Genomic DNA, 14970 nt, shown 5'->3' with positions numbered 1-14970 from the left:
CGGTCAGTAGCAGTGTGTTATCAACACTGAAGCAAATTATTGTCGCCAGCCATGATCTGTTTTTAGGCGTGATGTGATGATTTCCTGTTGATCAAAATAGATCGCAACACCGCCGTTTTCGCGCAAATAGGGGCCATCAATTTTCTGCCATCGTGGTCTGCAAATATAGGGCAGTCGTCTTGGGGCTATAACAATATCGCTGCGTGAGCATGCCGCCGCAAGAGCGCGCAGCGGTACATAATTGTTGCTAATGCCAGCCATTATGGACCAGCTGCGTTCGCCGCTTTTCAAAGTGAACGTACAGAAATCTGATGAACAGCGAGACTGCTGCCAGAGTTTCAAATCCTGCCCGGAATCGTCAAATCCTGCCTCTTCACGGATCATATCCGTCGCAAAGCTATCCGACTGAGGTTTGAGCAGCAGATAATCACCATTTTGATCTCTCACCGCAAATTGTCGTCCATCATCGGATATAATGATGTCGGGCGATGGCGTTTGCATGTATAAGATAATGGCAAAAGTAACGGGAAATATAGCGGCAAAGCGCAAATGACTGCGCAGGGAAAAGAGCAACAGCCCGCCCGATACAAAAAACACAAAGGCACTCAGCGGCATAGAAGAGAATAAGACCGCAGATCCTGGCACGTCCGATACAAAGCGCGCCAAGCCCAATAGCAATGACAGAGCCTGACCACATAGCCACCAGAGCGGGCCGCCCAACCCAATAGTATCTGCAAGCAATGCCAATGCTTCCAATGGCATTATTACAAATGTGGTTAAAGGAATGGCTATAAGATTGGCAAGAGCGCCGTATATTCCCGCCTTGTTGAAATGATAGAGAGCAATCGGGAAAAGGGTTATTTCAATCACCAAGCCGGTTAAAAAAAGCATGACCACGAAGCGGCTGATCTTTGGCACCAAAGCAAAATCGCCCTCATCTCTCTGTAACGAAAGCCGCCGCATAATAGGCGTATCATATAATGCAATAATCGCTATAACCGCGCCAAAGCTCATCTGAAAGCTCGGCCCTATCAACGCCTCTGGCCATAGCAAAAGCACTACAAAGGCGGCGAAGCCGACCATGCGCAATGACAACGGGTCCCGCCCCAAAATCAATGCCGCAACTATGAGTAAAGCCGCTATACAGGCCCGCACTGTGGGGATTTCTGCTCCGGTAAATATTGTATATCCCATGCCGGCTAATGCTCCGGCTAAGGCAGCGATAATGGGCAATCGATATCGCAAAGCCAAAGCGGGCGATAGCGCCAACAATTTAACGACTATCAGGAAAACAGCGCCTATCACCGCGCTTACATGCAAACCGCTTAACGCGAGCAAATGCGCAAGACCACTGCGCCGCATTGCCTCTGCATCGGCTTCAGCAATGCCCCCGCGATCCCCTGTGGCCAGTGTGGCAGCAATGCCGCCCTCAGAGCCGGGTATCTGGTCCAAGACATGTGCAGACAATCTGCTGCGCCATTCGGCAAAGACAGGCTCATCTGAAACATTGGATATTATACGTGGCGGCTCCAATATAGTCCCCGTGGCTCCCAATCCGTCAAACCATGCGCGTTGCGCGAAGTCATAGGCGCCGGGAATAACCGGCCCATTAGGCGGCATCAATCTTACCCGGGCTGCAATAATCTGTCCTGATCTTAAATTAAGGGGAGCGACATCAAACTTCGCAATATCGATATTGAGACGCACATTTTTTGGTAAATTCTGGCCATCCAAAGGCGCGACATATATACGAACTTTCCCGCGTGCCGGAAGGTTCTCAATCTCTTTGATTGTGCCTTCCAGAACACCCACCCAAGGCCTTTCCAAAGGCTGAGCACCGACAAGCATTGATTTGCCCCATATGGCGATCATACCAGCGGCGATCATCAAAAAAACTGCGGCTAACCAGCGGAATGACACTGCCCTTGCCGGCCTGATATAACCGACGCCAAAGCTGATAAGAGCCAATATCGTGCTGGTCATGATGACAGCCAACCAATATTCGCGATATGGTAAGCCAAACCAAAGACCTATGCCGATGGCAAAAGCTATAGGCGATATCAGAGGCAATTGCGGTTTTTCATGTTCCAGCCATTGCGCCAAAGTCACACGAAATTTCTCCGCATCTAAACCTACAGAAGAAAAACCTGATATGGTGCTGTTAGGCAATTGTCGCTCCCTCCTCTCCATGCTAACCCGCATTTACAGCAATTGGAATGTTGCAAATTGCACCCTACCCACCATCTGTAGGCCATATGCCGAAACAGATATGCCCCTAACATCGCCGCTCCATGCGGTTAGCCCGTTGAGAATATGACCAAAAAAATAGTAACCCGTTTTGCTCCATCGCCTACTGGCTTTCTCCATATTGGCGGCGCACGCACAGCCCTGTTCAATTGGCTTTTTGCCCGCCACCATGGAGGTAAAGCGCTTTTACGTGTTGAGGATACTGACAAAGAACGATCCACACAGGCTGCGATTGACGCCATCCTTGAAGGATTAGAATGGCTCGGGCTTGATTGGGACGAAGATCCAGTCTTTCAAAGTGCTCAGGCAGATCGCCATGTTCAAGTCGTGCAGACACTGCTCGATACTGGTAAAGCCTATAAGTGTTTTGCAACTGCCGATGAATTGGAGACAATGCGTGCGGAGCAACGCGCCGCGAAGAAGCCCTTGCTTTATGACGGTCGTTGGCGTGATCGTGATCCGAGTGAAGCGCCTGACGGCGCGCCCTATGTTGTTCGTTTAAAAACAGAACAAAAGGGCGAAACCATCATCACTGATGCGGTTCAAGGTAAGGTCCGCTGGCGCAATGAAGAAATTGATGATTATGTTCTGCTCCGCTCAGATGGCAGTCCGACATATATGCTCGCCGTTGTGGTTGATGACTATGACATGGGGGTAACCCATATCATCCGGGGTGATGATCATCTTAACAATGCATTCCGTCAAATTGCTCTTGTTAGGGCAATGGGCTGGGATGAACCCGTTTACGCCCATATTCCGCTTATTCATGGTAATGATGGCGCTAAGCTCTCAAAGCGGCATGGAGCATTGGGTGTAGAGGCTTATCGCGATGAAATGGGCATTTTGCCCGAGGCTCTTTTCAATTATCTGTTACGGCTTGGCTGGGGCCATGGTGATAAAGAGATCGTTAGTCGCGAAGAAGCCATTCATCTGTTCTCGCTAGATAATGTTGGCAAATCACCTTCACGCTTTGATCCCAAAAAACTGGCCAATATGAATGGTATCTATTTGCGCGAAGCAGATGATCAGCGTCTTGCTGAACTGATTACACCTATGCTGCAAGAACGCTATGGTGAAATGTTTAACCAAAGTCGCAAAGAGACAGTTCTTGCTGCGATGCCGCAACTGAAAATGCGGGCGAAATCTGTCCATGAGCTTGTTGATGGTGCTGCATTTTTGTTCAAACAGCGGCCTTTGGAAATGGAAGATAAAGCACAAGCAGCAATAGCCTCTGCTCCAGATGGTCTTTTGAAAAAAATATTTGATAAATTGCAGCATCTTGACGACTGGACGCTGGAAAATCTGGAGAATGTCGTTAAAGAGTTTGCCGAGACAGAAAATTTGGGCTTCGGAAAAGTTGCGCAGCCTTTGCGTGCTAGCTTGACCGGTGCCAATAGCTCACCAGGCATATTTGATGTTCTGGTGCTGCTAGGTCGCGATGAATCATTGTCGCGAATAAGTGATCATATGTAATCCATATAGAGGATTGCGCAGAAGGAGAATAAAATGAGCAACGAGAATGCAAAGCTAGATCTGGCAGGAAATGCTGTGGATTTGCCCGTTCTGCGTGGTTCTGTTGGCCCGGATGTAATGGATATCCGCAAGCTTTACGCACAAACCGGTGCTTTCACATATGATCCCGGTTTCACCTCTACCGCTAGCTGTGAATCTGGGCTTACTTATATTGATGGCGGCGAAGGTGTATTGTTGCACCGTGGTTACCCGATTGGACAATTGGCTGAGCATAGCAACTTCATGGAAGTATCCTATCTGTTGCTGAACGGTGAGCTGCCTAATTCTGCTGAGCTTGATAATTTCAGCTATACTATTTCTCGTCACACAATGCTGCATGAGCAGCTGATGAAATTTTTCACCGGTTTCCGCCGCGATGCACACCCTATGGCGATTATGTGCGGTGTTGTTGGTGCTCTGTCGGCATTTTATCATGATTCAACCGACATTGCTGATCCGGAGCATCGCAAGATATCGAGCCACCGCTTGATCGCTAAAATGCCCACAATCGCTGCTGCGGCCTATAAATATTCCATCGGTCAGCCATTTCTCTATCCTGACAATAACCTGTCTTACACAGGCAATTTCCTGCGGATGACCTTTGGTGTTCCAGCAGAAGAATATGAAGTTCATCCAGCGATTGAAAAGGCAATGGATCGCATTTTCATCCTGCACGCCGATCATGAGCAAAATGCATCGACATCGACAGTGCGCTTGGCTGGCTCTTCAGGTGCTAATCCGTTTGCATGTATTGCGGCCGGTATCGCTTGTCTTTGGGGTCCGGCCCATGGCGGCGCTAATGAAGCGGCATTGAATATGCTGCGTGAAATTGGCACTCCAGACCGCATTCCGCATTATATTGAGCGCGCCAAGGACAAGAATGATCCATTCCGTCTGATGGGCTTTGGTCACCGTGTTTATAAAAATTATGACCCGCGGGCCACTGTTATGCAAGAAACAGTGCGCGAAGTATTTGACGCATTGAAAACAACCGATCCGGTCTTTGAAACGGCCATGCGGCTTGAGGAAATGGCGTTGAATGACGACTATTTCCGTGAGAAGAAACTGTTCCCGAACGTCGATTTCTATTCCGGTGTCATTCTTTCCGCGATTGGTTTCCCGACAACAATGTTCACAGTGCTCTTTGCCTTGGCGCGGACTGTTGGTTGGGTTGCTCAGTGGAATGAGATGATCTCTGATCCAGGTCAGAAAATCGGTCGCCCACGCCAGCTTTACACTGGCCCGGTACAACGCGATTATGTTCCGCTTGATAAACGCTGATTTTTAGAATGAGCAGCCATGTTGGTTGCTCATTCTTTCATCGGTAATTCCAAAGTGAAACGCGCGCCTTTTTCTGGCGCGCTTTCAATCAAAATGTCACCGCCCATGGCGCGCGCCAACCGCCGCGAAATGTAAAGGCCCAAGCCGCTGCCGCCATCGCCGCTGCGTCCCAAGCGCTCAAACTTATCAAAAATAACGGCCTGCTCTTCGCGGCTTATGCCCTTGCCCATGTCAGATACGATAAGGCGAGCCATGCCATTTACCTGTTCAACATGGATTGATATTTCCGCATTTTCGGGACCATAACGAATAGCATTGCTCAGCAAATTCAGCACAATTTGCAAGGTTCTCCGAAATTCTGCTCGGCAGACTATGTGATCATCCGGCGAAGGTGTTGTAATCGATATAGCCCGACTTTGCGCCTTTACGCGGAGCAGACCGGCAGCGCGTTTGGCAACATCGCACAGGTCTACATCTTCAGATACATAATCGAAGTCATCGCCATCAACCGCTTCCAGATCAGAAGCGTCATCGATCAGCGCCAGCAAATGCTCCGCCGCTTGTGCAATATCTTCGGCATAACCGGCATATTGATTACGCAGCGGCCCGTTTTTTTCTTCGCTTATAGTCCGTGCATTGGCCATGATACGAACGACAGGTGCGCGTAATGCAGGTGCAACGCTGTGAATGAAAAGGCGCTTATGTGGAGTGTCGACAATAGGCAATGCCAATGCCTCAATATCATTCCGAGTATCGGTATCCGGTTTTTGCAATTGTGAGAAATGCCATGTTAAAAGGCGTTGATCATCAGAGGGAATGATTTTCACACTCCACTGCGTTTTTGAAAATGGCCAGAAGCAAATAGTTTCATTATCAATCACTTGCCAAACCGGAATACTGCCCCGTGCGATCTTCTCAGCAAAATCAGTATCATCAATTGGGCGCAATAATGCGGGCCAAATCGCGCCAACAAAATCTTCTATACTGCCTTTGTCAGCAATATCTTTCGGAAGCTCCCCACCCAAGATAACATTGCTATGGTCGATATGCAGCCAGCCATCACTGTCCACAACCTTTATCGCCGCAAACTTGCTATCTACATCGCTGTCGAACGTTTCTTCGATGTCGGTGAGTGTGATAGCAAAACCATCTTTTTCAGGGAGTATGTCTGCCCAGCATTTTATATTCGTCTCATCCACACGAAAGCGTATTCCGCGATGGATGCGCATATCCAATTTGCCGGCCAGTTTCGTCAGGTCAACCAGTTCGGCTATCTTGCAGACTGTATTTGGGACGCCGCCTAATTGCTCTTGATAGCGGGCAAAGCGAGAGTCCGCCTGAACGACAACATATGCACGATCAAGTTTGAGTTGGCTGTCGCCATTATGATGCGGCGCTGACATCAGCTTTTGGTCCCAAACCAAGGCCAAAACCCACAATAAGGAATATTATTCTTAAGCTGCTCTGCATTCCATTTGGAAAGTGTATCGTGGGCGCGTTCCTCGTCATAATGCAAGCTCAAGGCCTTGAGATCATTAGCAAAACTATCAGCGCTAAGCCACGTATTCCCTTTCGGCATTTCAGCCAATATCAGCACAATATCTTCAGGGCTCATACCGCACGCACGTAAGCTGAGCATGAATATCCATGGTGACTGCAATGCTGTCGCCAAAATCAGATTATCATATGCGATATGCAAATGATTGGACACATATAGTGCAAACAAGATCGGCCCATAATCGCGCCATTGCTGATATCCCAATTGCGATGATGCAAATTTTTCTATGCATTTTGCGTTTAATACCAACCTGTTCTTTGCCTCATCTGCCGTAAATGAAGACAATATGTGCTCGGAAGGTTCTTTTGCCTTTTCGCGCAGCACAGAATGTACAAGGTCGTGCAACAGCTCAGCTGGCAACTCATCCAGCGAAAGATCAAATTGCTCCATATTATACGCAAAACGGGCATTGGCAGAAATAGTTTTCGCAGCCAGTTCTTTGCCACTGCCCCCCTCTCGCAAATGCTTCGCCAATATAGGGTGAATATGTGATGGACCTTCAAAATGATTGGTTTTTGCTAACAAATTCCATTCACTGAAACGGCTTAGAAGGAACAGCACCAATCCCTGTTCTGCAAATAATGTTGCCAGTGTCTGTGTTAGATCCTTGCTGCTCATTTCCGGGTCAATGCCCAATTGTTCATCAATCTGAGTAAGCAGGGAGTCCATCAATGACAAAATTACAGAACGTGATTGGTCCGACAAATTAAAGGCATCTGCAGAAAATAGGCGATGATACACATCGGTTCCAACAGATTGCAAATCTGTCAGAATCTGCACGGAGTCATTCTGCGCGCGCAAAGGCCTATTGTTGAGATGGTCGCTATCCATCAGATTGCTATATCAGCCTTTGGTTAAGGTGACGTTATCCGAATGTGGTTGGTAAACCGCAAACATAATCAATTGCGCTGTTAATAAGAGAAAAAGACCATGTGGGTAGACGAGCAAGGCAGCAGAAACCGATAGAAATATCGTTTGCAGCAAAGGATCAAAAAAGGCCGACTGCCATTTATGATGAAATCGCGTTCGAGTAGCCAGTATTTGTAAGAAAGCCCATTGCGCTGCCGCAAATATTGCAATCATGCTCAATATACCAATGGTGAACAATTGTGCCGTTAGCAATTGCAGAAAATTGGCGCAAATTATGCCAGCGACCAAAGTGCTTACGCTCAATATTATCGGCATAAGCCATTTGTATTTTTTTGCAGGTTTGATCGGGTGATGCGTGATTTTCCAAATATTGAAAATACCATAGCCAATAATGATTGATATCATCGCAGCCACTGATTGGTCGAACCAAGCCAATCCAATGGCAATCAGCAAGAAAAATGCCGTAACAGCAGTGACAAGGAATGCTGGAAGCTGTTTTGACCATAGTCTCGGAGCCGCCTTACGGGCCAGCCAGGTTGATAGAAATTGAAATGGTTGCCACTTTTTATCTGTCACAGAAACTGCACTCAGCGACTTTGCCAAATCGACCGGTTGAGACATGACATCGCATAGGCCTGAATATCTGATATTCGTTTCCGAAACGAGTTTCATTACCGCTTTGCTTGTAATGGCTTGCCGTAATAGGACGGACTCTAAGCTCCAATCATCAGGGAATTGCGATAAGTCAGCTACTGCGCTGCCACGTAATTTCAGCAATCCAGCCCATAATGTATTGATGTCGAGCCGTTCAAAACCTGCAAAGCTGCCGTCGCTATCTGCTGTCAAGATATCGGCATCTTGCGAAACAATAAAATCATCAAACAAAGTGACATCGCTATAATAGCCATCTGCGATGACCAGAATATCATCTTCCTCATCTATTTGTGATGAAATTTCAGTGATATATCTGATATTTTCCCATTCCAAACCGCGCTCTTTGGCAAAACGCTCATGTTGCGCCAATTCGCCAGGAACGGAATCAATATGGCACAATATCTTTGCTGCTCCGGCTCTGCGCGCCAGCATGATCTGATATTTTAACAGACTGGCATTGCCGATTTTGGCCAGACCTACGCTCAGCAAAGGAAAGTCCTTTTGCCGTTTGCATAATGATAAGATTGCGACCCGCACTTTATGCTCCATGCCTATGACAATATCGGTCTAGACATATGCGCCTAAAAGAAAAGCGACAATATCCTCAGCTCAACTGAAAATTGGCTTAACGCGTAAATTCTGCCAGCCATTCGCGCAGTTCACGCACAATGACCGGATCACCCGGGGCCCCTGCACTTGCTTTGCGGCCCAAATCCAACAATCCCTCAGCGGAAAAACTGGCAGCTATTCCGCACAAGCGCTCCGCGCTGACATACCAATTACCATCACATCTGGATCGTGACATAAGATCAATTTGCGTGCCTACAGCGTCCAAAAAGGCTGTTTGTAATTGGGCAACAAGCTCTGGATCCTCACCAAGAGAGGAAGATAGCATATGCGTAAAATCATTTTCGTAATGGGCCATGATTTCGCTCAATACCGCAAACTGACTAACTAAATCTTTCGATAGTTGAAAAATATGGTAAAGATTGAGCTATATCGGACCTAAACGGAACATCATATGGCGTATCCAGAGCATAGAAATGACGAGCATCTCCGCGCTGTTAATAGCGATGAGAGTGGACAAGAGCTATCATCTGAATTGGCTGATGAGGATCATGCTGGTGAAGAAGGCACACTGGATGATAACGAATATTATGCAGAAGAATACCCCGTAGCGAAGAGTGATCTTTTTACTCAAATAACCGCTATTTTTTGCCTTTTGCTTATAGCAGCGTGGACGGGTTTCTATATATGGAGCCAACTTGACACTATCGCACAACCCACTGATCTTGCGGTCATTCCTGCACTGATATCGGCATGGGCCATGCCTGTGATTCTAATCATAGCGGTTTATTGGCTGGTTTCGCGCAGACGATCTGCACAAGCAGCCTATTTTCATGATCAAGCCATTCTCGTCGATGATGCTGGCCGTGAATTGGAAGCACGTTTGCAGCGCATGAATGGAGAGCTGGCCATTGCACGCGAATTCATCGCCAATCAGTCTACCCAATTGGAGTCTCTGGGTCGGGTTGCAGTGAGTGACTTAACCCAACATGCCGAACGCATCTCCGCATTAGTTGGAGACAGCAAGAACAATATGGAAACCGTCGCTAAAGTGAGCGGCATTGCCGAAAAAAATATGTCAAAATTACGCGAGCAAATGCCCGTAGTAATTGGCACATCCAAGAATATGGTCAATCAAATTGGATCTGCTGAGCTAGCGGCACAGCGTCAAATTCAGGGGATGTTGACTGGCTTTAAAAAGATAAATGAATTCGGCAAAGCCAGTGACCAGCAAATCATAGATCTTGAGAACCGGGTCGAAACTGCCGTTGGCTCGCTCCAGACAAAGCTCAATGAGATAGAAAGCACGGGTCAAAAAACCAGTGATATGTTGATCGAAAATAGCCAAAAAACGGCTGATTTACTTGGAAGTAATCAAAACTCTGCGGAGGAGAGTTTCCGTAACTTTGCGAGTGAACTGGAAAAAAATCTGTTGGCTACGGGCCAGCAGTTGGCCACGCAGATTGAACAGTTTCGAGGATTGACTGCCGAAATCGATGAGGGCCAAAATGGCCAGATTGCGCGCATGAACCAAAGCATTGAAGATTTGGAAGCGCGTATTACGCAAATTCATGCTAATCTTGAAAATGGCGAGCAGACGGCTAGTGACAAAACAGCGCAAATGTCTTTTGCCCTATCAGCTTTGCGCAGTGAACTTGACCATATTAGCGGGTCGCTATCTGCATCTGATGCGATGGCCGAACAGTTACAGCTAAAAAGCAGTGAGATGCGAAGCGACTTTACTGATTTGGCCAAAAATATTGAAGAGGTGATTGCTGACAAATTTGAGTCTATTGTATCCATGCTTGATAAGAATGTTCAACAAACAGGCAGTGCGGCCGAGAACATTCAGAATATGCAAGAGGCCATGGAAAATCTGGACAAGTTGACCAACGAAAATATTCTGATTCTGTGCGAGCAGGAACAGCATATTAACCGCTATAGTACTGCATTTTCTGACTTTTCTGATCGCAATGCAGAGCAATGCAAAGAAGCCGAACAGGCATTGGCCATATTAGCGCAGAGTATCGAAGAGATTGAAAAGGCCGGTGACACGAAAATACTGTCTAAGCTGCGCGAAATTGGTAATTCTTCAGACAATCTTTTGGCGAAGGTTCAAACGGATATTGATAATATTGTTCACAAGCTAACCACCGAGATGGGAGAGCGTAGCAGTGAAGCATTAGAAAGCTCAATCCGCGAGAAAAGTGATGAAGTTATCGGCAAACTTCAAATGGCGGTCAACAATGCGCTTGGAGCTACGCATCAGGCATCAGCCAGCCTTACCAGTCAATTGGATAAGGTTGACCAACTCGCAGCTAATTTGGAAGAGCGCATTGCGCATATGCGGGATTCTGCCCAGCAGCCCAATGATCAGGAATTGTCTCGCAATCTGGCATTATTAACTGAGTCGCTGAATTCCACATCAATTGATGTGGCAAAAGTTCTTTCTAATGATGTCACTGACACTGCATGGGCGGCCTATTTGAAGGGTGACCGCGGTGTCTTTACGCGCCGTGCGGTACGTCTATTGAATAACAGTGAAACGCGTGAAATTGCCGAACATTATGAAAATGAACCTGAGTTTCATGATACGGTCAATCGCTATATCCACGATTTTGAGGCGATTTTGCGCGACCTGCTCTCGACGCGAAATGGTGAGGCGATCAGCGTTACGTTGCTCTCATCGGATATGGGCAAACTCTATGTTGCATTGGCACAGGCAATTGAGCGTTTTCGCTGAACTTAGATTTGTGCCTTACAACTCGCCGAAGATATTCACATCATCAACGCCTATCCAGCCATAGACATAATTGGCATAGAATAAGCCAAATAGGACAGCCGAAAGACCCGTAGTTATCAATATGGTCCTGAGCGGTCGGAAGTTGGCTGGCGCGCTATCAGCCTGACCTGGAACCATATCAACACCCATTTCATTATGTGTTTTCACGCCAATTGGCAGCACGATGAACGCTGTAATAACCCAGAATAAAACATAAATGGCTAGGCCAGAGGTAAATGTCATGGTCCCTACCTATTAACTCTCAATCAACAATACGGACACGACAGGTTTTTTGCCCGTCCAGCGCGTGGTAGTGCGGCGAACAGCCAGACGCACGGCTTCCCGAATGGCTTCTATGCCATCCAGTTTTTTGGAAGATTTTGATGTAAAGACATCCCGAACAGCCTGCTCTGCTTCTTCCAAAAACAATTGTTCATCTTCATCTAATGGCAGACCCATCGGCCCAAATTCGACACTGCCTTCTGGCTTACCTTTGCTATTAAGTACCAGAGCCACACTGATGGTACCGTTATAAGCAATCTTCCGGCGTTCATTCATCGTCCGACCATCGGCTGGTAAGATAACATCACCATCAAGAATTAACCGGCCAGTTCTGACATTGCTGATTTTCTTCGGCCCTTTGGGCGCTAATCGAACAACATCACCATTTGTCTGGACAAATGTCTTGGGCACACCTTTGGCTTTGGCAAAGATCGCCTGTTGCTGCATATGCCGCAATTCGCCGTGAACAGGCACCAATATGTCCGGTCGGACCCAATCATACATAGCCGCCAATTCTGGTTGTCCAGGATGTCCTGATACATGGATGGGCAGCTGCTTTTCAGTGATGATGCGCACGTCTTTTGCAACCAGATCATTAATCAGTTTGCCAATCGATTTTTCATTGCCCGGTATCTCTTTGGTAGAGAAGATAACCGTATCACCCGATGATAATTTGATCTGGTGGCTGTCTGTTGCCATGCGCGCCAGTGAGGCATTGCTCTCACCCTGCCCTCCAGTTGCAATCACCATCACGTCACGGCGATCCATCTGGTCAATTTCGCGAAAGTCAACGGTATCAGGAAAGTCGGTTAGATAACCGGTTTCCTGTGCATTTTCCAAAATACGGTGCAGGGAGCGCCCCGCTAAACAGACAGTGCGCCCTGTTTCTTTGGCAATTTTGCCCAAAGTATCCATACGAGCGACATTGGATGCAAATGTCGTAATAACTACGCGGCCCCTAATGCTCTTAACGAGCTTTGTAAGTTCGCGGCGGACATCACCTTCAGAACCAGAGGCATTGGGTGAGAAAGCATTGGTTGAATCGCACACCAATGCAAGAACGCCATCATCACCAATTTTCGTGATTTCTGATTGTGTCGCAGGACTGCCAATAAGGGGCTCATCGTCCAGCTTCCAATCTCCGGTATGGAATATGGTACCATGCGGAGTATGGATTAGCATCGCATTGCCCTCAGCAATACTATGCGCCAAGGGGATATATTGAAAGTCGAACGGACCTACAGTGAAGCGATCACGTTCGGGAATGATGTTGATGGTTACACTATCCAACAGGCCATGTTCATCAAGTTTGCGGCGTATCAAACCCGCCGTAAATGCCGTGGCATATAGCGGAACGTCGAGATCACCGGCAAAATATGGCAGAGCGCCGATATGGTCCTCATGCCCATGGGTCAGCACTATGCCTGCAAGACTTTCCTGCCGTTCTTCGATAAATTCCAGGTCAGGGAAAACCAGATCAACGCCGGGATAATCATTGCCCGAAAAGGTCATCCCCAAATCGACCATGACCCATTGGCCATTACAGCCATATAGGTTGGCATTCATGCCAATCTCGCCCGAACCTCCCAGTGCGAGGAAGAGCAATTCATCTTTTGGGGAAACCATCAATTTTCCTTCAATCGGCACGCAAAGCGCGTGTCATTATCATTATAGTCCGGCGCGATGCACCATCAACGCCAGACCACCCAAAGTAAGATCAGTCTCAACCGCGTCGAAAATATCGCTATGTCCGTCAAACAAAACGGCCAGACCACCCGTTGCGATAACCTTGGTCGGTCTGCCTATTTGTTGTTTCATGCGCTCTATAAGGCCTTCTATTAAGGATACATAGCCCCAGAACACACCTATTTGCATTTGGCTTTCCGTTGTGCGGCCAATAACATTATGGCTCTCGCCTTCCGGTACTTCAATGGCAACACGCGGTAATTTGGCGGCTGCATTGACCAGAGCATCAAGCGAGATATTAATTCCAGGAGCGATAATACCGCCCTTATAGGCACCATTATAATCAACAAAATCTATCGTTGTCGCGGTGCCGAAATCGATAACAATCAAATCCCCTGCGTGTCGATGATGCGCCGCAATAGTATTCACGGCACGGTCAGCACCTAAAGAACTTGGTTCCTCAACATCAACTGTTATGCCCCATTCAACCGGAGCACGGCCGGCAATCAGCAAATCAGCGTCAAAATATTTCTGTGACAATTGCGACAGATTATGCATTGCGCGCGGCACAACCGTAGATACGATCACATTTTTGATCGCCTTACGATCAAAATTCTGCATCGTCAGCAATTGGTCAAGCCAGACCGCATATTCATCAGCAGTGCGCCGTGGATCAGTGGAAATGCGCCAACGTGATAGCTGCTCCAACCCATCATAAAGAGCAAAAACTGCATTGGTATTGCCCACATCGATTGCCAATAGCATTGTCTATTCCTCCTTATCCACGATAAGCGAAACATCGCCTGCGCGAATGATCGCAATATTACCGTCTGCGCCCAGCAAACGCATTGCACCATCATCGTCCAATCCGGCAAACTGACCCTCTATCGGCTTGCCATGAACATCACTGACCGAAACCTTCGTCCCAATAGGATGGGCTAAGGCACACCAGCTATCAAGCACTGGATTGCGTGTGTTGGTCGCATTCTTCTCGCCATCATCACTATCACGCCATAGCCGCAGTGTATCGGAAAAATAGAAGGCCAGTTTTTCGCAAACCAAGGCAGCATCAAGCGATTGGGCATCAACTGGACGAACATCAGCCAAAGCTACCGTCTCACGCCCAGCAATATTTGGCGCCGAATGGATATTAAGGCCAAAGCCAGCAATAACCGCATCACCCTGACGTTCCAGTAAGATACCGCCCATTTTTGCTGCTCCTACCATCACATCATTGGGCCATTTAAGCAGCACGGATTGCGCAGTAGAATAGTCGATAACGGTCTTTGCAAAGGCTATACCGGCGACCATGGCCAGTAAAGTCGCCGGCGGGTCATCAGGCGCAACTGTAATGATTGTGCTGGCGTAGAGATTACCTGTCTCTTCCTGCCATTCTCGCCCCAAACGTCCGCGCCCTGAAAGCTGACGCTCTGCGCGCAACCAATCACCTTCACGACCACCATTGGCAGCATGTTTGAGCATGTCGCTATTGGTAGAGCCGGTTTGCTCCACAAATTGTATGCGAAAGGCC

Annotated in this window: 12 protein-coding genes; 3 read left to right on the top strand and 9 right to left on the bottom strand. The window is 47.7% G+C overall.

Going from position 1 to position 14970, the window contains the following annotated elements:
* Positions 1 to 36 precede the first annotated feature (36 nt).
* Positions 37 to 2169 (bottom strand): ComEC/Rec2 family competence protein, encoded by a 2133-nt coding sequence (locus ACR9YC_RS06640; protein ID WP_438731514.1) that lies wholly within the window; start codon positions 2167 to 2169, stop codon positions 37 to 39.
* A 144-nt stretch (positions 2170 to 2313) separates the two neighbouring features.
* On the opposite strand from ACR9YC_RS06640, the gene gltX reads away from it, so the two are divergent.
* Both gltX and ACR9YC_RS06630 read left to right on the top strand, forming a co-directional pair.
* A complete protein-coding gene (gene gltX, locus ACR9YC_RS06635; protein ID WP_438731511.1) occupies positions 2314 to 3720 on the top strand; it encodes a glutamate--tRNA ligase in 1407 nt (468 codons plus the stop codon).
* Positions 3721 to 3753: 33 nt separating this feature from the next.
* Complete coding sequence (locus tag ACR9YC_RS06630; protein ID WP_438731508.1) at positions 3754 to 5040, top strand: citrate synthase; 1287 nt, start codon at positions 3754 to 3756, stop codon at positions 5038 to 5040.
* A 29-nt stretch (positions 5041 to 5069) separates the two neighbouring features.
* On the opposite strand, the gene ACR9YC_RS06625 is transcribed toward ACR9YC_RS06630, so the two are convergent.
* The 4 genes from ACR9YC_RS06625 to ACR9YC_RS06610 all read right to left on the bottom strand — a co-directional run bounded on the left by ACR9YC_RS06625 (position 5070) and on the right by ACR9YC_RS06610 (position 9047).
* Positions 5070 to 6443 (bottom strand): sensor histidine kinase, encoded by a 1374-nt coding sequence (locus ACR9YC_RS06625; RefSeq protein WP_438731505.1) that lies wholly within the window; start codon positions 6441 to 6443, stop codon positions 5070 to 5072.
* On the bottom strand, positions 6443 to 7378 hold the full coding sequence (locus ACR9YC_RS06620) for a hypothetical protein (protein ID WP_438731502.1): 936 nt from the start codon (positions 7376 to 7378) through the stop codon (positions 6443 to 6445). The genes ACR9YC_RS06625 and ACR9YC_RS06620 overlap by 1 nt, the downstream gene beginning before the upstream one ends.
* A gap of 63 nt (positions 7379 to 7441) precedes the next feature.
* Positions 7442 to 8659, bottom strand: a complete 1218-nt coding sequence (locus ACR9YC_RS06615) for a hypothetical protein (protein WP_438731499.1) — start codon at positions 8657 to 8659, stop codon at positions 7442 to 7444.
* Between the two features lie 88 nt (positions 8660 to 8747).
* The gene (locus ACR9YC_RS06610; RefSeq protein ID WP_438731497.1) at positions 8748 to 9047 is read right to left on the bottom strand and encodes an Hpt domain-containing protein; all 300 of its coding nucleotides are present in this window, start codon (positions 9045 to 9047) and stop codon (positions 8748 to 8750) included.
* Between the two features lie 96 nt (positions 9048 to 9143).
* Between ACR9YC_RS06610 and ACR9YC_RS06605 the strand changes: the two genes are divergently transcribed.
* On the top strand, positions 9144 to 11432 hold the full coding sequence (locus ACR9YC_RS06605; protein WP_438731494.1) for a hypothetical protein: 2289 nt from the start codon (positions 9144 to 9146) through the stop codon (positions 11430 to 11432).
* Between the two features lie 15 nt (positions 11433 to 11447).
* On the opposite strand, the gene ACR9YC_RS06600 is transcribed toward ACR9YC_RS06605, so the two are convergent.
* Genes ACR9YC_RS06600 through ACR9YC_RS06585 form a run of 4 tightly spaced genes read right to left on the bottom strand, consistent with a single transcriptional unit; the run spans position 11448 to position 14951 of the window.
* Positions 11448 to 11714: a DUF1467 family protein gene (locus ACR9YC_RS06600; RefSeq protein WP_438731491.1), complete on the bottom strand. Its 267-nt coding sequence runs from the start codon at positions 11712 to 11714 to the stop codon at positions 11448 to 11450.
* A 12-nt stretch (positions 11715 to 11726) separates the two neighbouring features.
* Positions 11727 to 13379 carry a ribonuclease J gene (locus tag ACR9YC_RS06595; protein WP_438731488.1) on the bottom strand — a complete coding sequence of 551 codons (1653 nt, stop codon included), beginning with the start codon at positions 13377 to 13379 and terminating at the stop codon, positions 11727 to 11729.
* A 42-nt stretch (positions 13380 to 13421) separates the two neighbouring features.
* The gene (locus tag ACR9YC_RS06590) at positions 13422 to 14204 is read right to left on the bottom strand and encodes a type III pantothenate kinase (protein WP_438731485.1); all 783 of its coding nucleotides are present in this window, start codon (positions 14202 to 14204) and stop codon (positions 13422 to 13424) included.
* Between the two features lie 3 nt (positions 14205 to 14207).
* Positions 14208 to 14951 carry a biotin--[acetyl-CoA-carboxylase] ligase gene (locus ACR9YC_RS06585; protein ID WP_438731482.1) on the bottom strand — a complete coding sequence of 248 codons (744 nt, stop codon included), beginning with the start codon at positions 14949 to 14951 and terminating at the stop codon, positions 14208 to 14210.
* Positions 14952 to 14970 lie beyond the last annotated feature (19 nt).

The sequence above is a fragment of the Parasphingorhabdus sp. DH2-15 genome, from assembly GCF_051668705.1.
In the GTDB taxonomy this organism is placed as follows: domain Bacteria; phylum Pseudomonadota; class Alphaproteobacteria; order Sphingomonadales; family Sphingomonadaceae; genus Alterisphingorhabdus.
The sequence above is the reverse complement of the archived record's forward strand: the minus strand, read 5'-3'. Positions and strand labels throughout refer to the sequence as shown.

Coding starts and splice junctions, on each gene's coding strand:
- ACR9YC_RS06605 (WP_438731494.1), top strand. CDS start 9,144: ATGGCGTATCCAGAGCATAGAAATGACGAGCATCTCCGCGCTGTTAAT.
- ACR9YC_RS06600 (WP_438731491.1), bottom strand. CDS start 11,714: ATGACATTTACCTCTGGCCTAGCCATTTATGTTTTATTCTGGGTTATT.
- gltX (WP_438731511.1), top strand. CDS start 2,314: ATGACCAAAAAAATAGTAACCCGTTTTGCTCCATCGCCTACTGGCTTT.
- ACR9YC_RS06625 (WP_438731505.1), bottom strand. CDS start 6,443: ATGTCAGCGCCGCATCATAATGGCGACAGCCAACTCAAACTTGATCGT.
- ACR9YC_RS06595 (WP_438731488.1), bottom strand. CDS start 13,379: ATGGTTTCCCCAAAAGATGAATTGCTCTTCCTCGCACTGGGAGGTTCG.
- ACR9YC_RS06590 (WP_438731485.1), bottom strand. CDS start 14,204: ATGCTATTGGCAATCGATGTGGGCAATACCAATGCAGTTTTTGCTCTT.
- ACR9YC_RS06630 (WP_438731508.1), top strand. CDS start 3,754: ATGAGCAACGAGAATGCAAAGCTAGATCTGGCAGGAAATGCTGTGGAT.
- ACR9YC_RS06610 (WP_438731497.1), bottom strand. CDS start 9,047: ATGGCCCATTACGAAAATGATTTTACGCATATGCTATCTTCCTCTCTT.